18 protein-coding genes, 2 tRNA genes and 1 pseudogene are annotated in these 26035 nt (G+C 59.2%); 11 read left to right on the forward strand and 10 right to left on the reverse strand.

The annotated features are described in order from the left end of the window. A complete protein-coding gene (locus A7X65_RS03195; protein WP_063682882.1) occupies positions 1-414 on the forward strand; it encodes a hypothetical protein in 414 nt (137 codons plus the stop codon). A 17-nt stretch (positions 415-431) separates the two neighbouring features. Here the strand turns inward: A7X65_RS03195 and A7X65_RS03200 are convergent, their stop codons facing one another. Further along, entirely contained in the window at positions 432-1283 is an 852-nt protein-coding gene (locus tag A7X65_RS03200) for a LysR family transcriptional regulator (protein WP_063682883.1), read from the reverse strand. A gap of 111 nt (positions 1284-1394) precedes the next feature. Between A7X65_RS03200 and A7X65_RS03205 the strand changes: the two genes are divergently transcribed. After that, a complete protein-coding gene (locus A7X65_RS03205) occupies positions 1395-1817 on the forward strand; it encodes a tautomerase family protein (RefSeq protein WP_063682884.1) in 423 nt (140 codons plus the stop codon). A 45-nt stretch (positions 1818-1862) separates the two neighbouring features. On the opposite strand, the gene A7X65_RS03210 is transcribed toward A7X65_RS03205, so the two are convergent. Continuing rightward, positions 1863-2576, reverse strand: coding sequence for a DNA helicase (locus A7X65_RS03210; RefSeq protein WP_063682885.1), 714 nt, complete (start codon positions 2574-2576; stop codon positions 1863-1865). A 196-nt stretch (positions 2577-2772) separates the two neighbouring features. Then, the gene (gene lipB / locus A7X65_RS03215; protein WP_063682886.1) at positions 2773-3510 is read right to left on the reverse strand and encodes a lipoyl(octanoyl) transferase LipB; all 738 of its coding nucleotides are present in this window, start codon (positions 3508-3510) and stop codon (positions 2773-2775) included. A gap of 81 nt (positions 3511-3591) precedes the next feature. On the opposite strand from lipB, the gene A7X65_RS03220 reads away from it, so the two are divergent. Both A7X65_RS03220 and A7X65_RS03225 read left to right on the forward strand, forming a co-directional pair. Then, positions 3592-3834: a FliM/FliN family flagellar motor switch protein gene (locus tag A7X65_RS03220; RefSeq protein WP_008141759.1), complete on the forward strand. Its 243-nt coding sequence runs from the start codon at positions 3592-3594 to the stop codon at positions 3832-3834. Between the two features lie 190 nt (positions 3835-4024). Then, a tRNA-Leu gene (locus A7X65_RS03225) sits at positions 4025-4109 on the forward strand. Positions 4110-4135: 26 nt separating this feature from the next. Here the strand turns inward: A7X65_RS03225 and A7X65_RS03230 are convergent. Both A7X65_RS03230 and A7X65_RS03235 read right to left on the reverse strand, forming a co-directional pair. Further along, positions 4136-5596, reverse strand: coding sequence for a site-specific integrase (locus tag A7X65_RS03230; RefSeq protein WP_063682887.1), 1461 nt, complete (start codon positions 5594-5596; stop codon positions 4136-4138). Between the two features lie 119 nt (positions 5597-5715). Next, entirely contained in the window at positions 5716-5961 is a 246-nt protein-coding gene (locus A7X65_RS03235) for a hypothetical protein (RefSeq protein WP_156527608.1), read from the reverse strand. Positions 5962-6228: 267 nt separating this feature from the next. Between A7X65_RS03235 and A7X65_RS41435 the strand changes: the two genes are divergently transcribed. Continuing rightward, positions 6229-6297: transfer RNA gene (locus tag A7X65_RS41435), tRNA-Glu, on the forward strand. A 513-nt stretch (positions 6298-6810) separates the two neighbouring features. On the opposite strand, the gene A7X65_RS03240 is transcribed toward A7X65_RS41435, so the two are convergent. Both A7X65_RS03240 and A7X65_RS03245 read right to left on the reverse strand, forming a co-directional pair. Beyond that, positions 6811-11370 (reverse strand): hypothetical protein, encoded by a 4560-nt coding sequence (locus A7X65_RS03240; RefSeq protein ID WP_156527609.1) that lies wholly within the window; start codon positions 11368-11370, stop codon positions 6811-6813. 497 nt (positions 11371-11867) lie between these two features. Next, the gene (locus tag A7X65_RS03245; protein WP_156527610.1) at positions 11868-12146 is read right to left on the reverse strand and encodes a hypothetical protein; all 279 of its coding nucleotides are present in this window, start codon (positions 12144-12146) and stop codon (positions 11868-11870) included. 291 nt (positions 12147-12437) lie between these two features. Here A7X65_RS03245 and A7X65_RS03250 point away from each other — a divergent pair, with 291 nt between their 5' ends. The 5 genes from A7X65_RS03250 to A7X65_RS03270 all read left to right on the forward strand — a co-directional run bounded on the left by A7X65_RS03250 (position 12438) and on the right by A7X65_RS03270 (position 20512). Next, positions 12438-16007: an AAA domain-containing protein gene (locus tag A7X65_RS03250; protein ID WP_245323408.1), complete on the forward strand. Its 3570-nt coding sequence runs from the start codon at positions 12438-12440 to the stop codon at positions 16005-16007. Beyond that, on the forward strand, positions 16004-17473 hold the full coding sequence (locus A7X65_RS03255) for a phospholipase D-like domain-containing protein (RefSeq protein ID WP_156527611.1): 1470 nt from the start codon (positions 16004-16006) through the stop codon (positions 17471-17473). The genes A7X65_RS03250 and A7X65_RS03255 overlap by 4 nt, the downstream gene beginning before the upstream one ends. A 51-nt stretch (positions 17474-17524) precedes the next feature. Further along, on the forward strand, positions 17525-18310 hold the full coding sequence (locus A7X65_RS03260; RefSeq protein WP_156527612.1) for a hypothetical protein: 786 nt from the start codon (positions 17525-17527) through the stop codon (positions 18308-18310). Positions 18311-18604: 294 nt separating this feature from the next. Beyond that, positions 18605-18784 carry a hypothetical protein gene (locus A7X65_RS43000; protein WP_208608597.1) on the forward strand — a complete coding sequence of 60 codons (180 nt, stop codon included), beginning with the start codon at positions 18605-18607 and terminating at the stop codon, positions 18782-18784. 372 nt (positions 18785-19156) lie between these two features. Then, a complete protein-coding gene (locus tag A7X65_RS03270; protein ID WP_063682895.1) occupies positions 19157-20512 on the forward strand; it encodes a hypothetical protein in 1356 nt (451 codons plus the stop codon). A gap of 198 nt (positions 20513-20710) precedes the next feature. Here A7X65_RS03270 and A7X65_RS41440 read toward each other — a convergent pair whose 3' ends face one another. The 3 genes from A7X65_RS41440 to A7X65_RS03280 all read right to left on the reverse strand — a co-directional run bounded on the left by A7X65_RS41440 (position 20711) and on the right by A7X65_RS03280 (position 23071). Continuing rightward, positions 20711-20923, reverse strand: a complete 213-nt coding sequence (locus tag A7X65_RS41440) for a hypothetical protein (protein ID WP_156527613.1) — start codon at positions 20921-20923, stop codon at positions 20711-20713. Positions 20924-21226: 303 nt separating this feature from the next. After that, positions 21227-21736, reverse strand: coding sequence for a hypothetical protein (locus A7X65_RS03275; protein WP_063682896.1), 510 nt, complete (start codon positions 21734-21736; stop codon positions 21227-21229). A gap of 12 nt (positions 21737-21748) precedes the next feature. After that, entirely contained in the window at positions 21749-23071 is a 1323-nt protein-coding gene (locus A7X65_RS03280; RefSeq protein ID WP_156527614.1) for a hypothetical protein, read from the reverse strand. 910 nt (positions 23072-23981) lie between these two features. On the opposite strand from A7X65_RS03280, the pseudogene A7X65_RS43775 reads away from it, so the two are divergent. Further along, positions 23982-25980 (forward strand): annotated as a pseudogene (locus tag A7X65_RS43775) (ParB/RepB/Spo0J family partition protein). Positions 25981-26035 lie beyond the last annotated feature (55 nt).

Below are 26035 nucleotides of genomic sequence, written 5' to 3' on the forward strand. Positions count from 1 at the left end.
ATGGCTTGCGAGGCGCGTCTTCGGGCGTTCGACGGCTGGTTTCGTGGATGCCTGACTGCGACAGCCGTGCTGGATACGATTATCTTTGTAGTTCTGGCTCTGATTACGCCTGAGCGTAGCCCGAAGCGGATATTGGACGGCACGTTCGCGATAGCGGTTTTCATCGTGCCGCTGACATTCTTCGTGACCTGTGCCCTCACGAGCGTTCCAGCGGCCATTTTGATCTGGCTTGGCAAACGTCTGCGCACTCGCGCCACGTCGTTCTACGTAGGCTCCGGCCTCCTGATCGGCGCATTGTTCTGCGCGTTGCTCTTCAAGGACATGGGTTTGCTCGGCGTTGCGTTTGTCCTCGCCGGGGGCCCGGCCGGGCTCGTTTACTGGCGCGTGGCGGGCAGATACACGGGAGAAGACTAGGGACAACGAGCTGAGCGCTAAGCCGCCACGCTCCGGAACGTCGCCGCCACCGCACGCAGCGCCGCCAGCTTGGCGGGATCGCTGACTTTCGAATGCAGCATCACCTTCGAGCTGCCGAGCTTCGGCAGCTTGTGCGCAGGGCCGATGTCGATCAGCCCGGGAGGCGCGATCCGTCGCGCCAGCGGCGCGATGGCAAGCCCGGCAAGCGCGGCGGCGACCACCGCCGTGACGCCGCCGCCGACGAAGCGCTCGCGCCAGGCAATGCCGGCCTTGTCGAGCGCGCGCACGGCGACGGCACGAACGCCGCAGGGCGGGGCGAGGGTGGCGAGCGGCAGTGGCTCGCCCTTCGGCAAGGCGAAGCGTCGCGACGCAAACCAGGCGAACTCGTCCTCCGTCAGCTTCTCGCCGCCGCGACGGCTGCCTTCCTGGCGGACGATCACGGCATCGAGCTCGCCGGCGTCATAGGCATCCTGCATCTCGCGCGAGAAGCCGATGGTGACGGCGAGGGTGAGGTTCGACGACATCGCGTGCAGGCGTTCGAGCAGCGGCACGAGTTCAGGACCTGCCGCATGATCGGAGATGCCCAGCGAGAGCGACTGCGCGACGGGAGCCTCGGCCGAGAGCGCGCGGTCATGCGCCGCCATCAGCGCGCGGGCGCGATCGAGGAAGCCGGCGCCATCCGCCGTGAGCCGGACCGCGCGCGGCGAGCGCTCGACCAGGCGTTTGCCCAGCAAGCTTTCCAGCCGTTGCAGCTTGAGGCTGACCGCCGCCTGCGTCGTGCCGAGCGCTTCGGCCGCACGCGTAAAACTCTGGAGGTCGGCGACCAGCAGGAAGGCCTGGACCGTGGCGATGTCGAGTGTTGCTGTCATTATGATATGTTATCACTGGTATCAATAGAGATAAGATATCAAAATGACGAGGGGAGGTCTAGCTTCTCACCAACGCCGCGCAAACAGCGCGACATCCTGAGGAGAACGACAATGCCCCTGATCACCGTAGCCTATACTTCGTCCCGCCAGTCGCCCTCGCTGAAGGCCGACATCGCGAGCGCCGTGTCCGACCTCACCGCAAAGATCCTGCACAAGGACCCCAAGGTCACCGCCATCATCGTGAAGCCGGTCGATGCGAACGACTGGTTTGCCGGCGGCAAGTCGCTCGCCGAGCAGAAGCTCGCCAGCTACTGGATCGACATCCACGTCAGCGAGGGCACCAACACCAAGGACGAGAAGGCGGCCTATCTCGCCGCGATGTTCAAGCGCATGGCCGAGATCCTGGGCCCGCTGCATCCCGAGACCTATCTGCATGTCGACGAGGTCAGGGGCGATGCCTACGGCTTCGGCGGCCTGACGCAGGAGCGGCGCTACATCGCCGGCAAGCTCGAGGTTGCGCTGCAGGCGGCATGATCTCGCAGGCCGCGGGTGAGCCATCTCGCCCGCGGCCCGAAGTCTTCAGCTTGCGGCCCGGAACTGAACTTCCGCATTGTTGATGAAGCACGTCTTGTCGAACAGCATCAGGTCCAGCGGGTTCGGCAAGCGGACGTCGTCGAGGTCGGGGCAGGGCTTGGACGCGGGATCGTAGGACCGGTCGATCTGCGAGATGAAGGCGACGATTAAACCCCTGTCGCGCGCGAACGACTTCAGCGTGCGCACCTGCACGGTGAGATCGGGGTTTTCGCGCCTCTGGTCGAGCAGTTGCAGATAGTCGATCACGACGAACGTGCCGCGCTTCGCCGAAGCCATTTGTTTCACGACGTAGTCGGCGCTGATGGCATCGGAGCAATCGACCTCGAACAGCTTGTCGAACTGCGCCGGCTCCACGCCGATCGCGCGCAGGCGGTCAAGCACATCCCGCTCGGTGTATTCGAGCGAGAAGAACGCCGCGCGATGGCCGGATCTCATGGCCTCGATGGCCAGTTCGAGGCTCATCAGCGTCTTGCCCTGACCGGGCCGTGCGCCGACCAGCACGAGGTCGCCGGGCCGGAATTGCGGAAACATGCGATGGGCCGGCGTCATGGCCGCGGCCTTCGCCGCGAGCATGCTCCAGGCGGAAAACCCCTCCGTTGCGGCGACGCGGTCGAGCGCGTCGTGCAACGGAATGCCGGCCTCGCGGGACAGGCGCTTTGCTTTTCGCTTGAGATGATAGATCGGCGCAGAAAGCTTCATCGTCAGAACCTCCCATTGCGAGCAGAAACGCAATCCCTCCTTATGCCGGCGCTCGAACAGTCGGTCCGATGAGCAACTCGCCCGGCATGAGGTCTGCTTTCCCGGCGGAGGGGGGAGGCGTGGGCGGCGCCTGAAACGAGCATAGCCGATTCCGCAGCGAACGGAGGACGCGCGGTGGGCTCGAACAGAAAAAGTGCTAGACCACCGCTTCCGGCACCAACGCTTTGGTCGGTCCGAACAGCTCTTCAAAGGCCTGCCGAAGCGCGACGTCGACATCGGCCAAGGTCACGAGCTGGCCGAGATCGACCAGCGAGGTGACGCCGTAGCGGGGATCGGCAACGCCGCAGGGCACGATGCCGGCGAAATGCGACAGCTCCGGCTCGACATTGATGGCGATGCCGTGGAACGAGACCCAGCGCTTCAGCCGCACCCCGATCGCCGCGATCTTGTCCTCGTGTTCAGGCCCCTTGTCGGGCCGCTTCACCCAGACGCCGACCCGGTCCTCGCGCCGCTCGCCGCGGACGTTGAAGGCGGCGAGTGTCTTGAGGATCAGCTCCTCGAGGCTCGCGACATAGGCCCGCACATCCGGCCGGCGGCGCTTGAGGTCGAGCATGATGTAGGCCACCCGCTGGCCGGGCCCGTGATAGGTCAGCTGCCCGCCGCGCCCGGTGGCAAAGGTCGGGAATCGGGCATCGAGCAGGTCGCTGTCCTTGCCCGAGGTGCCCGATGTGTAGAGCGGGGGGTGCTCGAGCAGCCAGACCAGCTCCGGCGCCTCGCCCGCCGCGATCGCGGCAACCCGCGCCTCCATCGCGGCCACGGCCTCCGGATAGGGCACCGGGCCATCCGAGATTCGCCATTCGACGGGTTCGCCGCCAGCGGCGGAAAACGACGTCAAATCGAGCTCTTGGCGGGGGTTTTGAGGCGAATTAACCATTGGCTAACCATAACGTGGTGATCATCTCGGGAGCAAATGCCAAGTCCTTGGCGTAAGTCTCCAGTTGCGGCGGTCCCGACAGTGCCCACTCTCGATAAAGTCACCGTGGATCTCATGGTCGTCCTCGGGACGACCACGATGCCGATCCATCAAGTATTACGTCTTTCCCGCGGCGCCATCATCGAGCTGGACGCAACCGAGGCCGACGAGGTCAAGGTGCTCGCCAACAACCTGCCCGTCGCCTCCGGCGTCGTGCTGGTCGACCGCAACCGAATCGCGGTCGAGGTCAAGCAGATGCTGCCGCGCACGCAGGGGACGCGGTAGGGCCGGGTACGCGGTAGCGGTCCGGACAGCCGATAGGACCGATCCGGGCAGGGATCGTGATTTTCTTGCCAAGTTTCCTGCCAAGCTTGTGGAATTCAGGGCCTTTGCAGGCTTGTATCCCCCTGATGGATTTGTTAGATCGGCGGCCGCTGATCCGGCCAGCCTAACGACCTCAGGCCGGTATCTCCTAGCGCTCGTGGCGGAACTGGTAGACGCGCTGCCTTGAGGTGGCAGTGGGTAACACCGTGGGGGTTCGAGTCCCTCCGAGCGCACCATAAACCCACATTTCACATTGAAATGATTAGGCTTTTTTCTGGGTTTTACCCGGGAAAGTTACCACTCCGTTCCGGCTTGGCGTTCGCCTGCTGTTCGCCGGTGGTGCCCCGAGCCAGTCGTCGAGCGATTGGCTCTGATCAAAAGTCACGATCTTCTCCATCCCGCTGATTCCAAGTCTTTCCCGGTTCGCTTGTGCGATGTAGTGGGCGGGCATTTTGGGGTCCGTCCAGCCGAACATGGCCATCATCTGGCTCTCGGTGCAGTCGGCATAGGCCGCCACTTCCGCCCGGGCCTTGCGAACGCCATGGCAGCTCTTCTTTGGCTCGTTGACGCCTGCCAGGACCGCGTACTTCTTGAGCTTGGCCGCCCAGGCTTTCTTGTTCATCGGCAGGACCCTGCCGCGCACAAGCTTGCCGGTGAAGACCTCAGAGCCGATGATGTTTGCCGCTCGAGCCGCCTTCAGGCTTTCAGCGAATTCCGGATGGACAGGCACCGTGACGGTCGTGTTGCCCCGGCTTTTCTCGGTGGCGATCTGCACAGCCATTTTCCGAACGATCTGCCGCAGGTGAGGTGGCCCGAAACGGTGGGCATCTCCAAGCCGCAGGAATGTGTAGTGCAGGATGTCGAACATCAGCCGCGCTTCGGTGCCCAGCGGCCACTTCGCACGATAGAGGGCCATATCGTTCTCGGTCCAAGGAAGAAAGCCGCCGCTCTCGCGGCTCGCTTTCGCCTTGCCGGACTTCAGACCGATGGTCGGATCGTCGTCCTCGTCGAGATGCGCCTCGTCGATCATCCAGCGCATCATGCCCCGAACCGCCGATAGTAAGTTGCCCGCCTGCGACGGGGTACGCGCCTTCATCTCCGCTCTGATGACTTTACGCGTCAGCACCGCAAACGGCTTCTCGCCATTCTCGGGCAGCAGCGACTCGATCAGTCCAGTACGCTGGAGCCGGGTCGATTCCGCAAGGCCCTCGTGACCGACGCTGAGGTCGCCCAGCCAGTGATCACTTTGCTTATAGCCGTTCCAGTACCAGCGCAGCGTACCAGGGCGTGCCGGGGTCTTCGGTAGAGCAGGGCGCTCCTCGTTGCGCTGCTTCTGCGCGTTGATGTAATCGCTCTGGTCGCCGTACAGCGCGATTTGGGCGGCAACCGCGGCATCAACCTCCGTGATGAATTCAGTTGTTCCGTACTCGGCCTTGATCCGGATCTTCGGCAGCTTGTTGCGCAGTTGCACGTAGTACCTGACTTGACCTCGTTGGCTTACGTCGACGTGCAGATAGCGGCGCTCCGGTTGATCCGGCTTCGCGATGCCCTTGACGCGACGCATGCGCAGAACTCCCCCCAGCGTCGCAACGCCGGCCTCATAGGCGGCGTCGAACGCTGACGTTCCGTATTCCTCGGCGATCCCGATCCTTCGGCCTTTGCTGCTGACCTTGACGTACCAGCGCAGCGAGCCGGACTCGGAATAATTGAAGTAGAGATACATCCGGCGATCCCCGGGCGCGCGGGGGTCGCGTCTTTCCGTCCCAAGCATTGGCGTCTCCGTGGACCAATACTTGGAGTCTAGCGATGCGGTGACTCCGCATCAATTGCATAAGGTGCGTTTCACCCGCTTTCGGTGCTTTTCAGGTAACGCTGCAGCGCCTCCGATGGGATCCATATTTCGTCAAGACCGGTTGTGGGATTGGTCGGCGCGGCACCGGTCAGTATAATCCGAATAACGCCATCTGGACCGACGCTGACCGCGCTCGCGCCAGCCTCCTTGGCAGCTCGGATCGCGCGGGCGAGGTCGGCTTGCGTAACCTTTGCCGGGCGCCGCGGCATGACCTTTCTCCTATGCTTGATATTCATCGCTATTCCAGCTGCGCGCTTTCCCGTCACGACACCGGTCATTCCGAGTGCGACCACGGCGCGTTTGGCATTTGCCTCTGCGTCGGTGATCGCGAAATCGAAGGAGGAATGGACAAGAGAGAACGCCGCGTTGAGTCATTCAATCACAGTGCCCGGTAGTCACTCTACTGAAGCGAGGTAAAGCTTGGAGTATTGTGAGATAGTCGAAAGAGCCAGAAATCATCGTGAGCTAGCGAAAGCGAAGAAGAAGAGACCGATCATCTTCTCTTGATCGACTTAGATAAGAGGGGCTCTCTCAAGGCTGAAACAGGGGTTCGATTCCCCTAGGGAGCGCCAGTCGGGGCCGTCTCGCGTTGTGATCGCTCAGCTTTTTGCCGATTTCCCCAAATGTTCATTCTGGGTTTGGGGAGTTTGTCTGCGGCGTCGCGTCGAGCCGAGGCAATGGCTCGTCTGACAAAGAAGGGGAGTTAGGATCATCAGTGATGCCGGGTCTTGTGGCGTCGGCTAAATATAGGAATGAAATCCGTGCAGGCGCTTGCACGGCCTCCTATGAGGTAAGTTCGGCGACATTTGATCATCGCCCTTGGCTTTGGCGACGAAACAGCACGTTTTTTTGGTGTTTCCGGCCGGGGTAGGGGTAGGTAGCCGGGCGGAGCTAAAATGCACCAAAAATGCTCGGCTAGGCCGCTAGAAGGGGTCTGGCGGACTAAACGAAGGAAGACTTGGAAGCGCTGCATACTAATAGATGAATGAGAGCATTAGGCCCGACTAGCCGACCGACTGGGGACGACGAAGCAGTCGTCATTGCGACGGAGATTGAAATCACGAAGTGTCTGCCGGGCTCTACTATTAGGATAGGAAGACTTTGGCGGGAGCATCATCGCCAAAGAGCTTCTTTTTGCGTTGTTCGCGCCATTTCTTAATGCGCTGCTCGACACCTTTTTCGACGCTCGGCCAGAACAGGCTGTGTGGGCTACCCGGGGCAGGATTGTCTTTTCTCCAGAGATCGATCCGGCCATCGGCAACCTTCGCAAGCAAGACCGCGGAGGACCAGAAATCCTCGGGCCGCTGCGCTTCGCGCATGCTTTCGAACCAGTGATGGGACCAAGTATTTCGCTCGTATGCGTATTCTGCCGCGGCCGCCGCTTTCCCGATAAATCCGGGGGTGCCTTTGAAACGTTTGAGCACGCCTTCATTGAAGTCGCTGCGCTCACAAAAACCCGCCACCATCAATGCCCGTGCGATATCCGCCGGCCGCCCTGTCTGCAAACGCGCTTCGATGTAGCCTTGAAGGGACCTCTGCTTCCCGTTCCAAAGCGCCGCCAGGACCTCCGTCGCGAGATCGTCGTCATTGCCGGCCTTGTCTAGGCGGTCGAACCGGAGAGCCTCTATCGCGATGTGATCCTTTGCTGACCACAGACTGATTGCATCGAGCGGCAGAGACGCGCGTCCAAAAGTAATGCGCACCAAAGACTCGCCATCTCTCAATGTGGAGAACAAGCAAGCCGCCTTTTCCGGGTTCCAGTTGGCGAGCGCATGCGCCAGCAGCAATCCGATGTTGTGAACGGCGCGCCGACGGGCTTTCGGCAGACCGGCGAGGAAATCGAACCAACTCTCAGCAAATTCGCGATCCGACTCTGCTATAGCGTCAAATTCTTTCATCCTGAGGCCGTCGAGGATGATCTGTGCTTTTGTGCGGGTGAGTTCTGCTTTGAACGCTTCGAAGGCTTCCGAAAGTCGTTTCTGCCGCTCCTCAAAGGCTTCGTTCGTTTCCGACATCAACCGCAGCGCTTCTACAGGATCGTGCGACGGAGAACACTTTTCGGAGGCAAGATAGCGGGCAGGTTCGATGCCGTCCCCATCCCGATGCCGCAGTTCGATATCGGGTACGGCAATATCGAGCGATAGGCCGGCGGCGGCTTTGATCGACGCGTCAATCCGCTGCGCTATGCCGCGTAGCGCCTCATTGTCCAATCTTTTCGCCGCAGCTCCGTAGAGCGCTGGCGTCATTCGATTCAGCGCCTCATCAAACGAGATCATCTTCCGCTTGGCAGCTTCGATAACCAATAGCGAGCCATACCAGGCCTCGTATCCATCGTCCTGGCTTGTCTGCGTTACGGTCCATCCCGACTTGAGTACGGCATCGATCGACTGTTCGTCGCTCACGGCGACAATCAGGCCGAGCGCCTGCGCGCGCACCCGTTCTACCGGACTTTGCGTGAGCCTAGCCAGGTGCGCGCGGGCATTCGAAGATAGTGGCGTGCCCGTGCTCCTGGCGAACGCGAGCGTCACAAATTGTGCACGCTCGTCGTTGTCGCGAACGGCGCGGTCTAGCCGTGCCTCAAATGCCGCTTCTTCAAGGGGCTTAGCTATTTCCATCAAGTCTAGCAGGATGTTGTCACTCACGTCTCCATACAGCAGTGCGTCTATCTGCTGGTTTGCGCTCAAGAGCGGAAAAGAGACAAGCAGATGGTATTGCGAAATGAACCATGCATCATTTTCGCCGAGACCGCCGCCGGCCGTTCCCTCCCTCACCCGCTCGACAAGCCGTTCCGCGTGTCCGCTCGTAACAAGAGCGTTGTGGCGGTGCATCTCCAGAATTCCTTGGCGCAAGGGCAAGCCGTTGCGCTCGAGCACATCGGCGATGAACGCGCGGTGTTTGTCGATGGCGATCTGGGCCTCAAATCGTGCCATGCCTGCGCGCGCCATTTCGAAGAAATGGTCAACGTCGGTATTTCCAATATAAAGGCGGACGGCTTTTTCATCGATTGCCGCATAGTTGGCGGCAGTCGCCGCAATATTCTCGGGCTTTGCACTGCCGGGATTGCAAGGATCGGTTGCGCAGTAGTGTTCTACGCGACGCCAGCCTTGGAACCGCGGGCGGTCTGCTGTGAGTTCGCCAATGAGAGCATCGACCCTCGCCGCATCAGCAGGATCGCCCGTTGCGCTCAATATGTTTACGAGGGCCCACTTGCCGGTGCGCGAAACGTCGACCGCTTCCAGTACCTTGCTCGCATCCAACATGGATTCTCGCGCCTGCTGCCAATCCGCGCCGTTCAGGCGGACTAGATCAGTGAATTCTTTGTATGGCGCCCAGGGGGAAGTGTTGAGCGCGTTCGTAAAACTCCAGTGCATGAGCGAAGCCGTTAGCTGCGCAAGCGGCTTTCCGGCCATTAGCGTGAACGCGAAGCGCGATAGCGCATTCAGGTCGCCGTCATCCTTACGTACCAGCCTGTCCAACAACTGCCGTTCGGTCCCGGACAGCGTGCCCATCGCGGCATCGATCTTATCCTGTATTTTTGTCCGCTCCTCCTGCACTTTCTCTGCGGGGTCGTGGCCGGGATGCGACAACATGCGCACAGCGGGGGACAAAGAATAGAGGCCAAGCCAAGACTGGAGCCAGGGGATCATCACGGCCCACGCGCCGTCATTTTCTTTCGCGTTGTGCAGCGCTACCCGTACCCAGTCGAAATTAGACTGGTGCTCCGCCGCGAGGCAGAGCCGCTGCGCCGCCTGCATGAAGGCTTCCGGGCGCTTTCCGGCGAGGGCTGCGAAGGCGGGAAAATGATCCGTGTTGGGATTTTGAAGTTCAGCAAACGCGCCGACAATGGCAGCGCCGATCTCCGTAGGACAGTTCTCATCAAGACAGGCGACGGTTAACGCGGCCAAGACTACATCGGCTGTGCGATCAAGCGCGCTGACTGGCTCCAGCATAATGCCAAGCGCATCCGCAAGGTCGCGGTTGTTGCGCAGGGCCGCGCGCAGTTCGTCGAGCACAGCAAAGCCGAGAGCCAACGTCAATCCATTCTCATCAAGGCGGTACCGGGTCGGGTCACCCTCAAGCGCAACAAAAAAGCGCCCGTCAGAAACAGCCTCCAGGCCGCCGTCGAACACCTCCAGATCGTCGCGCTTCTGTGTAGCCGCACGGGAAAGAACTTCCCGTGCATGGTCCTGGAGCTTGCGGGCGAATTCGTTCGCAGGGCGCGGAGACGGAGCGTCGCGTTCATGCGCGCGCATGTGCTCGAACAGTAGACGGCTGACGCTCAGCTCTTCCATCTCCCCGATCTGTGCTTTTTGTAGCAGCTCAAGGGCGATCGCCAGCAGGCGAGGGTTACGAAGCGATATCGCGACCGCGGGGTGCAGACCAGCCACATGAATGTCATGGGCAGCCAAAATTGCGTCGCGTTCGGCGTCCGTCCATTCCGGCACATTCACCTGGACGGTTGACGAATAAAGCCGGCCTCTAACCTGGCTTGCATAGAAGGCCGTTCGCGCGGTGACGATGAGCCGTCCGCCGATTCGGTCCAGTTCTGAAGCCATCGCCTCGATCAGCCGCGCCCAATCGACTCTCGGTCGCTGGTTCAAGCCATCGATGATGACGACAAGACGCGGTGAGTCCGGAGTTCCGGCCTTGCTCCACTGTTCAATGCGCCGACGCCACCTGTTGCGGGCCGCCTCCGATACAGGTCCGTCGGTCTGGGCAATGATCTTGTCGATCAACGGTCCAGTGAGGTCGGCAGGAACCAAGGACTCATTGAAATCGTCCGCCGTGAATACAACCGTGATAGGCTTATCAGCGATAGAGAGCCAGCTCTGGGCGACCACCCATGACTTCCCATTCCCTTCATCACCAAGAACGGCTGCGATCTTGCCGTTTGGCTTGCCTGTCAGCAGTGGCACAATCTGCTTGACGAGCGCATCCCTAGGTACGGGTTGTCCCGCGCCTTTGTCGCCGGGAGACAAGGGCTGACGAAGGAAATGTCGTGCCCGCTGTCTGCTGCAGAAAACGTCAGTAAGCCACCGGATGTTGGCCCGCTTTGCGAGACCTGCCCCCGTGGTTGATTCTTCGAGCTGCGTACGAACTCTTGTCGCATGCGCCGTATAGCCGTTGTCCTCGCGAATCGCTTTCAGCGCGGCTGTTGCCCTGGCAACGTGATCGCCTTCGTTGACATACTGTCCGAAAAAGTTTTCAGTCGCGGCACTCGCCATTGTGAGCGCAACCGCTAACGGGGGCAGGCCTGTGCTGCTCCAATCGAGTATCAGCGTGGCGATCCCGCTCTTTTGTGCCAGTTCGCGGACGTCATCGACAAGTTGGCTTCTGACTCCTTTCGTCGCGCCAAGCACCCAGAGGTCCACATCGCCCCTGTCGCCGATAGTCAGTTCAGCAATTTTTGAAAGAACTTCTGTCCTCGGGATATCGCCGTCGTAACGCTTGCCCTCAAAGCAAACGCCGTCGCTTTGATACGCAGCTTTTCCATCGAGCCCGAATTGCGATCCACTCCCGGCAAGCCGGAACGGTACGCCGGAAATTTCCTCAAGAACTACAGCCAGCAGGCCTTCAAATCCGTCGGCGCCTGTCGCGGGCAATTTAAGCAAGGCGTTCCGCAGGTCATTCAGTGAATGAAGCAATGGGGACGTCATTGGGGGCTATAATGTTGTGCGTTCAATGGTTTGCAAGCTTGTAGATCTATTTTGAGAGGTGCGCTAGCTACCGTTTGCGAACGCCACTCACTCATCCCTCCAACTGCTTCGGCGCATCACCCAATAACGCCTGAATCTGCTTCGCTGGGCGAATCGCGCTTTGGCAGTGTTTGGGGACCGGGCGTAAAATCCATTGAAATGCAATGGTAGGCGCTTTCCCCAAAAATCCAGCTAAGCAATTGGTGCTAATAGCTTTCCGCAGTTCCCTAGGGAGCGCCAGAAATTTCAATGACTTAGATCCGTTTTGGAGAAGTCGTCAAATATCCGTTGAATAAGCGTCGGCGAACGTTGGCGAACTCCGCCGCGCTAATCAGCAAGCCCAACTACAGCATGTTCTCGCTTCCATCGCCGGCTAGCGTTCGCTGTGTTCGCTGTACGTTGAGATCGTCACGAGCACCGGCTGTGGGATCATCACACCGCGCTGGTCACGGTGAATCAGGCGTGAAACTCTGCTTGATGAAAGCGCCAGTTTCATCGACCAAAACGCTGAAGCGTCCACCTTCGATCTCCTGCAGTGTCTTCCCTGCGACTCGTACCTGCTTCACGCTTTCGCCGAACGAGTCGCGCAGCAGGCGTCCTCGCAGTGCAAGGTTGAGTTCACCCAACTCGAAGGGATCTGGCATCGCGGCCTTCTCGGTGATCGTCTCGTTCCTCATGTCGCACTCGGTATAAAACCGTGGGCGCTCTTTCAGAGTCAGATTCATAATGCGCCTCATCGATCGCGAGATGTCTCTGCTTCAACACCGAGCGGATGACGATCGGACAGGAGCCCGGAAATGGCTCAGTGTGTGAAGTTCACCCATAGGGTCAATACCGATCCAGACGACCTCCATTCCTGCGCCTCTGGTACGACTTGGCTGTGCTCGGCGCATGGCGCCCTGTGTCAACGCCCGCACGCTGTCGCCAATATACTGGCATCCACGGCGGTATTCAGATTTGCGAGTCGGGGTAGCTCGGATTGCGAGCGTCTGGATGCACGAACCGCTCAGCGTTGGATGGGCGGCTTTAGTAGTCTTGATTTTTTCGATTGTCCGACGTGTACTGTACAGCCCTGGGTTTCTCCCCCCAAAAATCTGGCGTGCAGAGAAGATCAATTGACCTCGAGCTTTCCCGCTGTGGACGGTTACGCAATACTTAGGCAGCCGCCCGCAACGGGACGGACAGCTCGGGTGTACCGAGCCGTTTCGCTGGAAAGTGGAGCTCCTGCAGCCATCAAGATGCTGACGGCGTCCGTAGAGCCATCGACGTTTCTCGACGAAGCGTTCAAACGAGAAACGACAGCGCTCGGGGAGCTGAAGCATCCTCATATCGTCAAGATGTTCTCATCTGGCACGGCCGGCACCGGCGAGAAATTCATCGTGCTCGAATGGATGGAATCCGATCTACTCAAATGGAAGGAGCGAAATTCAGGATTCGAGTGGGGTAGCTTCTGGGAGACAATCGGACGTCCGCTAACGGCGGCTACCGCCTATGCCCATTCCCGAAACATCGTTCATCGAGACCTGGCGCCCCGCAATATCCTCTTCAGCGACGATGGTACCCCAAAAGTTGCCGACTTCGGCGTTTCCAAGCTTCGTCGTTTCCTTCGTAGTGAACGGACGCTCCGGGAGTTCGTAAGTCCACCGTTCACCCCGAAGGAGTCGGACGACGGTTCTGGAAGCTTCACGCGCGACGTCTTTGCGCTCGCAACTCTGTTTGTTTGGGCCGCTTCGCCTCGCCCGCTTGCCACCTATGAAGACGTCGGGCGATTCGCTTCCGCGACCGATGCGTTCGAGGGTAGCTTGCGCGAGTGCCTGCTGTCGGCCTTAAGCGACGATCCGGACGAGCGGCCGGCCACCGCGGAACAGCTGTTGCACCAGATCGAGCGCCTCCGTAGTAGCGTAAGCAGCAGGAAGCGCCCGGCGTTGAGTTGTCAACTGAACCTACACGAGCAAAAAGCGGATGCTATCGCGCGATCATTCGGCCTGAGTGACCGACGTGACGTCGAAGACGCAATACTGGACGATTTAAACGCAGTTTGCGGTTTGAAGCCAATGCCGCCATTGCCGACTGAAGCTTCGGACGATCGAGTCGATTTGCTCAATAATCTGCAACTGCTCGGCCTGACGTTCAGCTATCACGCTCGGGTGGATGTGCGTGGGCAGGATCGGCTGGTCATTTTGGGTGCGCGAGAAACGCCCAGTGGTCTGCTCGATCGGCAGCGCGAAAGCGCCCTGGTGGTACCAATAGATTTCCGATTTGCTCCACGTGGCCGCCAGGCCGATCGGCAGGCGATTGCCGAGCTTCAGCACCTGCTGTCGGATCATCTGGCAAGTCTGGACCAAGCTTCGGAAGACGATATCGAGACACGTCTCTTCGACATGTGGTCGCGAATCCTCCAGGCCAAGCAAGATGTGGAGGCGTCACGCGAGCGCCCGATTCACTACGTGCGCTTCAGTTTGGATGGGCAAAGAGTAACCTTCAAGACCTACGGTCCGATACCTGCCGAAGTGATGCATGAGCCTCGTCAAGTCCGTCTAAACGACGGCTCATTTCTGACGGGGCATGTCGAGGCCGTGCAAGGAGACGAGGTCACGTTCTACGTAAGTGCGGGCGACGTCGGTCAACTGCGGCCGACGGGGGATATCGTGTTCAGCGTGTACGCGTCGAGTGAAGCTCTTCGTCGTCAACAACGGGCGCTGGACGCCTTTCGTCAAAAAAACGTCGCTCTCCCGCGACTTGCTAATGTTCTTACCGAGCCCGAGATCGCCCAGCAACCCGGGGACGTTTCGATCGCAAAGTTCTTCCAGGAAGACCTCGACGCGGACAAGCAGAAGGCGATCCAAACGGTAATTGGAGCTCCGGAAGTGGTCCTGCTCAAGGGGCCGCCGGGAACTGGTAAGACCACATTCATTGCCGAGCTTATCTTGCAGACATTGGAGCGATCGTCCGATGCTCGGATACTGCTTTGCTCGCAGACCAACGTCGCAATCGACAACGCCATCGAGCGCCTCACCGAGCTAGGCCCTTTGGCGTCACGATCTATTGAGGTCGTCAGGCTGGGAACCAACGACGAAAAAATCGCCGTATCGGTGGAGCCGTTTCGGTTGACGAGCCGGCTCCAGGCTTGGACGAAGGAGGTTACGGCGCGTGTCGACAATTACATCCAGAATGAAGCGTCGCGGCTCAATCTCGATCATCGAAACGTAGCAATCGGTATCCTGCTGGAGAAGTTGCTCGCAACTTACCAGGAGCTTTCGCAGCTCAACGAGCGCCTGCGAGAGGAAGAGCGTTCGCTGGAACGCATGAGGGAGCGGGGCGCTACCGAGATCGAGGATCAACGGATTGACCTCGACGTGGCTGGCAGCGTGAATGCGCGACGGTTGGAGATAGCTCGGATCCGCGACTTGATCCGCCAGACGAACGAGGTTCACAATTTGACTAAGCAGGAATTGACGGCCCTGGGCGGCGAAGCAGAGGAGCTTGCTACTGCGCCTCCCGCTCACCTTAAGGATTTCATCGATCTCTATTTTGATGGCCCTGGTGACGTCGAACACCTGAAGTCGCTGATGAACCTAGGTGCGGATTGGACCGCCCGCTTCGGCAGGCAGGATCATTTCGAAGCGCCATTCCTGTCTATGGCTGATGTCGTTGCCGGTACCTGCGTAGGCATAGTTGGACCGAGGTCTGCCGCGGATCTCGCATTCGATCTCTGCATAGTGGACGAAGCCTCGAAGGCCACGGCGACCGAAGTTCTCGTCCCCCTTTCGAGGGCGAAAAAGTGGCTGCTAGTCGGAGACAGCAAGCAACTGCCTCCCTTTCAAGATGAGGCGCTTCGAGACAAGGAAATACTTGAGCGATACGACCTTCGTCGCGAAGAGGTTGCTGAATCGCTGTTCGGGTATCTGGAACGTCGTCTTCCGAAAAACTGCATAACGGCTCTCACGGTTCAGCATCGCATGATCGCTCCCATCAGCGACATGATTGCGCATTGCTTCTATCCGGATCAGACGCTCGAATGCGGCCGGGAAGACAATGGTCGGAGCTTCAGTCCGGTTCTTCCAGCGCCAGTCACTTGGCTAGATACGTCGAAGCTCCCATCCCGGGGGGAGACGGAAAGCGACACGGGCGTATCGAACCGGTTGGAATGCGAACTCATTAGGACCAGACTTCAGGCACTCAACCGCCGTTTGGCGCGTCTAGACCGAAAGAAGGAAGCAAAGAAGGTCAGTGTCGCTGTTCTCACAGGCTATGCGGAGCAGCGGAATCTATTGGAACGGACGCTGAACCCTCTGTCGCACAAGTGGACCCACATCAACATTCTGCTCAACACGGTGGACGCATTCCAAGGTAGACAGGCCGACATGGCCATCTATTCGGTGACACGATCGAACGACTCCGGTTACCTAGGGTTCCTGAATCAATCTCCGCGGTTGAACGTCGCCCTTTCTCGCGGACGGGACGCGCTTTTGATCGTCGGAGATAAGAAGTTCTGCTCCGGGATAAACGGAGAGAATCCGTTTCGCGAGGTGATCGACTGGATCGATTGGAATACCCAGTGCATGGTCGAGGTCGCAGCCAAATGACGCCGGAAGAGACAGCACGGTACCATTCGGATCGACCTGGTTTCGAACTCATAGATTTTGCAGAAGTCGGATTGCCCGTATTCAAGATCTACATCATCGCATCGTTGTTGCTGCATACACCCTTGCCGCCGATATTCGAATTTGTCCTACGATGCGTGAAGTTGGGGGTGGACACTTGCGACGAGATTTCCGCTTGTCTCGGCATTCCGTCCCGAATGGTCGATCAGGCTCTCAAAGCACTTTATCGTGCTGAGGAATTGGCTTTCGTTCCAAACGATCTCTCCGACGCCGACCGCTTTATTCTGACGCGCAAGGGCGAGCGGACAGTGACGTCGCTCGAGCAGATTCTTCCCGAGCAGCAGACACTGCCTATCTACTTTGACGGGCTTGTGAGAAAGCCAATTGCGCCGCCGGCGATTCAGCTATTGAAGGGCAAAGAAGCCGTTGATTTCGGATTAAAGGAGATTCCTGCACTGCCAGCGACGCGGGTCGAGGCGGAAGACATCGACATTTCCCAGGCAGCGCGCCTTTTCAATCAGGAACGAGTAGGCGAGGCGCGTAGAGACCTTCTTGCGATCAAAGCCATCGACCGCCGCATGCGGCTGCATCTGCCTGCGACCGTCCTTGTGTTCAGGTCTATCGACGGCGATGAGATCGAACTTTCATTCGCGATAGAATCCAAGCTGCTTGACGATCACAGCAGGGCTTTCGCACTCGCGGAAGGTCCAAAGAAGGCACGGCTTCTTACGGATCTGGCGAAGCCCCATCTCATCGGGACGGATTCCTTCTCACGACGAATTTCGGCGATCGACCGCCAGATCGACGAGGTGCCAGCAGCCGGCAAGAAACCTCGACTGACACTCTCGCCAAGAACACCACAACTCCCGCGAAATTCGCTTCGCCGTCTGAGCGTGCTCGAGCATCCACCGATTTTGTGGGATGCGATCACGACCGCCAAGGATCGGTTGCTGATCATTTGTCCTTGGATCACGTCCCAGGTCGTGGATTCCAAGATGCTGAAGCAGATCGAAGCCATGTTGGAGCGCAAAGTGCGCTTCTACCTAGGCTTTGGTCTCGACGAGCAAGGTGGCAAGAAGGCGAAGCCGATACCGGAGCAGCTTGAAAGGCTTTCTCGAAGGTATGACAACTTCGTTCTTCTCCGGCTTGGGAACACTCACGAAAAGATACTGATCAAGGATCGCGAGTACGCAGTCCTTACGAGCTTCAACTGGCTATCGTTCAGGGGTGACCCGACTAGAGCGCTTCGGTTGGAGCGCGGGGTATGCATCACGGAGCCAGAATATGTGGAGGGTGAGTTCGTATCACTGGCTCCACGCTTCGAAACTCCCGCTGGAAGGCGGAAGGGCGGGCGAGACCAGAATGAGCCGAAAGAGGAAAAGCACCTGCCGGCGTCCGCATCTAAGCAGCACGGCTCCAGCGAGGAGCCTCGTCGGCAGGGCAAGTGATAATCCGCCGTTAGGGCCTCCAAAGTCAACCCGGGAAAGTAAAGACGCGCTATGTCGAGCCGCCAATCTCTTCTGAACATATTTAATACGAGGTTGGGTCGGGTTCCGATGCGGGCGGAAAGCGAGCTTTTCGCGGCTGATCTCGCGAGAACGAGTCATGAACTTCTGGAGCCTGCGCTGAGAGAGTTGGCGGCGAAAGCCGCGACGTCTCCACTAGGGCGCGACCTCCGGGATCAGACGCTGGCTGTTTTTCACCGAAAACTGGCCGAACAGTCTCGTCTCTTTCCCCTTTTCTTCATCTTCGAGACTGCCTTTCGCGCCTTCGTGGCCGCGCGCATGGAGACGATCTACAGGAGGGATGATTGGTGGAGGCCGATCGAAGCGGAGATCGCGGCCAATCGAAATCCCACTGCGCTGTCCACTTTGTATGGTGTGAGGGTGCCACGGGATATGGTTCGAACGGTCGAGCATATCTTGAGGGAAGCGGCTTCTACCAGGCGTCACACTTTTTCGACGGGCTATCAGGTCATTGCGGCAGGCACCATGGCTCATGTCGGTAAGCTGATCGAACAGCATTGGGCGGAGATGGTATCGGTCTTCAATTCGGCCCATAGAGTCAGGCCTCAGGGACGCATGACCTCGTCAGAGTTTCGACAGCACTTCACGCTGGTCCGCCATGCCCGAAATGATCTCTATCATCATCGAGCCGTACCTCGACAAACGCGCGTCGTCGAAGTGATCGATGAGTTGATTAGTATGCTCGATCTGGATCTCGGTAAGATTTATGCGGAGCTGACTTCAGTTTCGCTAAATCCGCTTCCGTTTAGTGGGAACTAAAAGCAGGCGCCGCACTGGTCAGCCCCATCGCCCTTCCCCAAGTCGATGCCAACGGCGCTGACGTTGCCTCCGGGCAAGGCGCCCGCCTAAAGTCGCGTCACGCCCGGCACCAACTTCATGCCGGAGACGTACCGCGTCGCCGATTATGCAGCTTACTACCGGCGTGTCCGGCGCAGCCTGGAGGAAGCCGTGTCGAGGACGCACTTGGGCTCAGCCTATCCCGAGCCCATCGATCACTGCGAGATATGCCGATGGCGGAGGCACTGCGACGAGCGAAGGAGGGCCGACGATCACATGTCGCTCGTGGCCGGCATCAGCAAATCGCAGATGGGCGAACTGGAGAGGAATGGGGTTGAGACAATGGCCGCGCTCGCAGCCGTGCCGTTGCAGTGGAGACCCGAAAGAGGAAACGTCAAAAGCTTCGAGAAAGTCCGCGAGCAGGCCCGTATACAGGTCGAAGGGCGCGAGAGATGAAGAGTAAGGCTGGCCAAGTGTTCTAAGGTGCTTCTCGCCGGGGGCGCTGGCTGAAGCGGCCCGGCGGCAAGCCGCCGTCGCTATCACTGCCGCGTCAGACGGGTACCGCTGAGAAGCCGGTCTCGTCGCTGAACTCGGACCCGCGTGCCCCTTCGGGTCGCTATGCTCACGCTCTCCGGGTGCCACATTTAGCCAGCCGACGTGCTCTGCGCAAGTTGGTGGGCGCTGCAATCAGCCCTTTGGCGAGACCGAGATCTTGCAGGATGAAGTGCGGCGGTAGCTATGCGCCCCTCTAAGGCGGCTCGCTTTCTGGTTGCGGCCGGCAGCCAGCTTCCTTATGATCAAGCCATTGTTTAGGGGATTTTTGGGGCAATGAGCCAGATTGCTTCGTGGTGGCATGCGATCGTCGCCTTTGTTTACGGTATCTATCAGACGACGCACGACTTCGTTCAGACCGTATCCGATATCTTCGATTTCTACTTCGCCCGGGATCACTACCGAAAAGTCTTTTTTGAAAGGTTCGGATTTAGTCTGGACTTAGCTGACTTTCTGGCAACATGCTTCGCATATACCAGCCGGGCCACGGCAATTGCCTTCGGAGCGTTTCTCTTCGCTCTTCACAAGGGGACGCTCGGCGGTAAGCAGGCCGCAATCGGTCTGCTCGCCTTCGGAGGCCTTTTTGCTATCCCGCCCTTAGTGCAAGTGGCTTACAGTACTCTCCCAAAGAATTCGTGCTTTAGTCAGGCGGATGGCAGGCCGATCAAATGGTATGTCGTCCGATCTTCGCAGTATGTCTTGTTCGACGACCAGGGGTTCGATCCGGCGGATGGAACGCCAAAACAGCCGGTCACTCCGGACATATGCCGGGCTTACGATCTGCAGCGCGCAGGTGTCGCATCACCCCCGCTCGGCAATGCCGAAGCCCTAGATTCATTGCCAACGGGCCTGTGGTTCTACCGCCGCGACAACCGCTTGTACGTGTTTGCCGCGCAGATCCCTGTTCCAGGTACACGCGAGCTAACCAAGCCTGTGACTCCTGAAATCGTTTTGGAAATACGGGCCAATCTGACCGAAGAAAAGCGAGTGGCCGAGGCTGCGGAAGCGAAACGGTTCGCCGACCAACGAGCGGCGGACGAACTCGCAAGGCGCACTCAGCTTGCGCCGTTAAGTAGTGAGCTTGCTTTGGTGCCTGCGCGTTACAAGTGCATCCTGCAAAACGACGGTCTTCGGCTAGATGCAAGTTTCAAAGATGTCGTCGCCTTCGACAAATTGACCGTGACAGTTGAAAATCTTCAACTCGAAGATGGCGCTGGCGGCCAAGGCCAAGTATTCCGCAGCGTGCAAGTCCTCGGTCCCGAATTCTCCACGAACGGGAAGCACCAATGTCTGGCCGTCGTCATACCGACTGGTGACGCGTCCGACGTGACGGGAACAGCCCGCATTCGGACCGTTCTACAAACCTTCCAGAGCCTCAACGCCAAGCTATTGGTGCAACCAGAGTCCGTATCTGCGGATCCGCCGACACCCCCAATGTCTTACGCTCCCGCCAGTGCTAACTCGTATCGCCCAAATCCACTGAACGACTTCTTGAACAAGATCCTCACTCCGGATCCCGGATATGTTGGTGGTCCGATGATCGGGGTGCCTTACGGCCAACAGCGAACGACGCCCCATCGCTGGAGCAATGGACCTTCACACGTTGTCCAAGGAACTCCCGGTAAGAGGTAACGACCTGACTGGGCGCATTCCGGGGTCGAATTGTCTACCCACGGCAGGGAGAGCGGTCGTGACGGGAAATCAAAGCGCCGCGACGACAGCCGGCGCGGCGGGCGGCTTTGAACATGAGGTCAAAGAATTCTCGAGCCACTGTGCCTATAGATGTCCGAGATATACGCCGTTGAACTTGCCTAGAATGATCTGGCTGGTTCATAGCGCAGCCTCAGTATCTGCGTCGGCGACATCCAATAATTGACACGTTCTCGATCCTGATCGAGGCGCGCGGCTAGCACGGCGCGGCAGTGCAGTGCTGTAGAGCTGCTGGCTGAGCGCATCGAGCGCTGGAATGGCCGGATACCGACGCAATTGTGCCTGACCCAGCTTGATCGCCCACTTCTCTCGCTCGCTTTTGAAAAAGTCCATCGACGTTGCTCCTGTTATGGGAGCTTCTCGATAACCCGACGCGAGCGCTTGATGTTTTGGAACGTTTGGGAATGTCCTGGATGGATTGGGGCGCTATTCGGCGGCGTTGCCCAGCGACTTAGGTTGGCAAAATGCTGATAGGCCGCGAGCCAGCCGATCTGGCTGTCAAGCAGTCGACCAAATTCGGGCTTGTGATCAACATGAAAGACGCGAAAGCAATCGGTCCTGACATATTGTCTTCCTGTTTGTCTGGGCAGCCGCTTCCATGCCCAGCTCAGCGCACGAACCGTGAATGGGAGCTTCTCAGGGAGGCGTGTTTTCTATCTGGAACGAGATCGTCTTATTGAAGGCCTTCGTGCCCTCCGAGCTGAACCGAAGCTCAATAGCGCTGACATCCGCAATTCCATTCACACAAAGGGTAGGAACTGCCGACGAGAAAATATTAGAAGTGGGGATGTATTCTCCCGAAAACGGCTCTGGCTTCGCGCTCCCTTTAACAAGCGTCTTGCGGATGCGAACGCGGTACGTGCGAGAGATAATCGGAGTGGCTGTTGAAACATAATGGTTGAGGGCGAAGCAGTAGCCGTCCGGTTGAGCAGGTAGCGTGACCTGACCCTCGCTCTGAATGAGTACGAACCGCGGTTGTGACGGGATGTCCCAATCATGAAACACGCCCTCGATGAAGAAGAGCGAGCCGAAGGGAGTACTATGCATTGCCTCGAACGATCCGAAGCGGCCTCCCAGGTCAGCGGCACAGACCGCCGAGCCCGATAGCAAAAACGTAGCCGTCCGAATGGCCGTGCGCATAATCATCGAATGCTGTGCCTAGCTGTTTGCAGCGATAACTGGAGGTATATCAGTGAAGAGATCCCGCACGGTCCTCCGAAGGAAGGTGGCGATCGTCTTTTGTTGCGCTGCATCCGCTTTGATTTCGCCCTTGATGATGGAAGCCGCGGCATCAGATGGGACCGCGAGATAGGAAGCAAGTTGGTCGACGGTAAGTGACTGTTCAGCCAGGCTTGGCTCCAAGCTGACGCGAGCCCAGCGGTCTGTCTCAGCTCCTCCTGTCGCAAAGAGCCGTTGTCCCTGATTCTGGACCGTAATGATTGCCTGTTCGGATAGCAGACCTGAGATGATTGCAAGGAACGATATGAAATAGGGATTGATGGGTGCATCTCCGGAAAGGCGGGACGCATCAGCTATGACCGGAACGCCGGCCTTCGCTACGATAAAGATCACGAGCGCGGTGATTGCGCCGACGCTGAGTTGGAGAGTGTAATTGCCAGGACCTCGAATCCTGCGGGACCTGAAGAGCGAGTGCAGGATCTGAAGAGAGCTTCCGAGCAGGCCCATAAGCACCACCAGATACAGCGCGAGCACATCTGGCTGCAGGATAACAAACCAATTGATGATCCGCTTGAACCATCCAGAAGATGGGTCCAGCTCGTAGAGCGCGTTCTCAATCTTCGCATGCGTCGGCGCATCGACGTTCTTCGTTATTCGCGTGAAGACAACATCGATACTCTTGCCGATCTCCGCGACACTCTCATTCAGGTATTTCAGCTTCTGCGCTAGGTTGGAGGATTGGGACTCCAGGTCGCTCACTTTCGCCAGTGCGTCAATATATTGCTGCCGCGCTTTGTCGAAATTGTCCAGGATAGGCCCCAAGCTTTGTGGGTTCGTCCGTAGGGCCGGTTCGGCCGCGGCGAGCGCGGCCGCGCGCGTTACCAAATCGGCGTCTCCGACGAGAACGTCATGCAGTTTGCTATCGATACCGTCGATGCGGGCCGCGATTTCCACCAACAAGTCAAAGAGTTGCGCTTTCGTCTGATTCAGGCGCTGGCTTGCGGCCAACACCTGGTCATCCAAGGCGAGCTTATCCGTTGTTGTTGTCCGGATTGCCCCTGTTTGCTTGAGGCTTTGGCTGCGCAACTCATTCCAATCCCTGCCCACGGAATCCAACTTCCAGATGCTCGCCTGAACACCGTCGAAGTTCAGGCTGAGAATACGTGATTGGGTTAGCGTCGAGGCGAGAGCGATGATGCACGCAATGCCGACGAGGAGCGTGAAAGCAATCAAGACGCCGCTTACGAGCATACTGAAGGCGCTGGATTTTGCCGGCTCTGCGGGGGGGGCGGTCTCTGTCATGATGACTAGTGCCCCCACCGTAGGGCATAGTGAGCCGGGACGGTCAGTGGGGCCGTGTGCGCCTGCCCATGCGCAATGCCTGAGATGTAGACGACCGAAGCGTCGTTCCTGTCTTGGTCGTGCGTATTGGTTTTGTAGCCGTCCAAATAGACTGGCATCAGCCTTGTCCCCAACCCCGAAGCCAGATTAAACTCTAGATTGTGGTCGGGTAGATTTCAATAGAATCCTGACCGTAAGCGCGGCGCCTTGAAACCGCGCGGGCAACGCCCGTGCCGGCGTGATGAGATCCTGTGTCGAACGCATGTGCCGTGTGACGTTGGGTCGCACGACGCTTTCATAGGCGAACCGGGCTCTTCGGCTTCGATCCCTCGCGCAAGATATAATGTGTCGCTCGCCGGAGGCACTCGCACGAAGGGCTGCCGCTTCGCGGCACCGCTATCACTGCCCGTCGCGCGGGTGCCTTCTTGAACCGGTCTCGCGACTGCACTCGGTCCCGGGTCTCGCCGCTTGCGCGTCGGCGCTATGCTGACCCTCCTGCGGGTGCCTCTTTTGATTTGCTCACTCTGCTCTTGTTTTCGATGTCTTTTTTTGGCTCGCGCTGACTTGCTCGACATTCTCATGCTTGGAGTCTCAGGGGCGCCGCCCCTCGCGCGCACCAGGGTGAAGCGCCGGCTGGCGCCGGCGCCGCCCCGAGCGGTCTCCCCGGTCTTCCGCGCTTTTTTCAATCTTCCGACTTCGGACTGCATGGCTAGCGCTTGTGCAGACCCGCTCTTGCGAGCGGCCCTCATCGGGCGGGCGATACCCCTCCGCTCGGGTCGCCCTGGCGCTTGCTACCCCCGATCTCGCCGATGGGCAGGGGTGCAGGCGCGTGGTGCACCTTGCACCCACGGAAGCAAAAGGAAGAATGATCATGTCGGCCAAGTCAGTTGAAATCATCCCCGCAAGCGGGACGGAGACGTTCATTCCGCTCAACAAGCTAAAGAAGTCTCCCAACAATGCGCGCAAGACGCCGCATAGTGAGGCGGCGATTGAGGCTTATGCCGCGAGTATCGCGGCGAAGGGCATCTTGCAGAATCTCGTGGTCGAGCCCGAATTGGACGGACAGGGAGCCGCTACCGGCTTCTATCTCGTGACGATCGGCGAGGGCAGGCGGCTTGCCCAACTGCTGCGGGAAAAGCGGAAGAGATCAAGAAGACCGAGCCGATCCGTTGCGTCGTCGACACCACCAACAACGCGCACGAGATCAGCCTGGACGAGAATGTCACCCGGGAAAACATGCATCCCGCCGACCAGTTCGAGGCGTTCAGGAGGCTCGCGGACGAGCGTGGTTTTGGTGCGGAGGAGATCGCGGCCCGGTTCGGCGTGACGCCGCAGGTGGTGCGGCAACGGCTGCGATTGGGGTCAGTCTCGCCGCGATTGGTTCAGCTTTATCGCGATGGCAATCTGGCTCTTGATCAGTTGATGGCCTTTGCCATCATTGGCGATCAGGCCTGGCAGGAAAGCATCTATGAGCGTTTGTCTTATGACCGTGAGGCCGGCACGATACGCCGTCTGCTCACCGAAACCCACATCGTCGCGACCGATCGCCGGGCGCGGTTTGTCGGGCTTGAGGCCTACATCGAGGCCGGTGGCACGATCCTGCGCGACCTCTTCACCGAGGATCGCGGCGGCTATCTGGAGGACGTAGCGCTGCTCGATCTCTTGGTGACGGCGCGGCTCGGCCGGGAGGCGGATGCCTTGCGGACGGCCGAGGGATGGAAGTGGACAGAGCCCCATCTTGACTTCCCGCATGCTCACGGCATGCGGCGCGCCTTCCCGCATCCGGTCGAGCTTTCGGCGGAAGATCAGGCCGCGCTCCAAGCCGTTCAGTCCGAGTTCGACCGGCTGACCGAACAGCATCAAACCTCCGACGAGCTGCCTGATGAGGTGGATGCTAGGTTCGGTGAACTGGAAAGCCAAATCGAGCAACTGGAGGCGAAACGGCAGGCTTACGACGTGCACGATGTAGCGCGTGGGGGTGCGTTCGTCATCCTCAATCATGACGGCACCGTCAGGATCGAGCGCGGTTTCATGAGAAATCCAAGTCCTCAACCGGTCAGGACGGCGACGCTCCGAACCCGGATGAGGAGGGGGGAGGAGACGATCAAGCAACGCGCGATGGTGAAGGAGAGGAGACGGAAAACGAGGAGGAAGACGGGGAGCAACGGTTGTCCGACACGCTCATTCGTGACCTCACCGCGCATCGCACCTTGGGGCTACGTATCAATCTGAGCGAGCAGCCGGACGTCGCCATCGTGGCGGTTACGCATGCGTTCGCAGCACAAATCTTCTACATCGGGGCCAATGCCCACGTGGTCGGCATCCAACCCGTGAAGACGGATTTGGGCACGCATGCGGTCGGGATCGAAGATACCCCGGCCGGGAAAGTGTGGTCGGATCGTCATGCCAATTGGGCGAGGCAAATGCCCCGGGACGTTGCCAAGCTGTGGGAATTCGTAGCCGAACTCGATCACGACAGCAGGATGGCGCTGTTCGCCCATTGCACGGCATTGACGGTAGATGCGGTCAAATTGCCATTTGACCTCAGGCCACGTGCGTTGGCGGCGGCCAGCCGTTTGGCCGAGGCTGTCGACCTCGACATGACCGGATACTGGCGCCCGACGGTGCAAGCTTATCTCGGCCGGGTGACCAAGGCAGTCATTCTAGAGGCTGTCCGCGAAGGCGACGGCGAGGAGGCGGCCGAACGTTTGTCGGGGATGAAAAAGGCCGAGATGGCGGCTGCTGCCGAGCAACTCTTGGCAGCGACCGACTGGCTGCCCTCCGTGCTGCGCACGGCCAAAGCGGAGGATCAGGCTCGTGCGCCGGACCCGACGCAGGGGCATGAGTTCTGCTCGCAAGCAGCCGAGTAGGAGGTGAGGCGGGACCGCAAGGAAGGCCCCGGCGCTCGTCAAATTCCGGCCGCGC

The organism is Bradyrhizobium stylosanthis, from assembly GCF_001641335.1.
GTDB classification, from domain to species: domain Bacteria; phylum Pseudomonadota; class Alphaproteobacteria; order Rhizobiales; family Xanthobacteraceae; genus Bradyrhizobium; species Bradyrhizobium stylosanthis.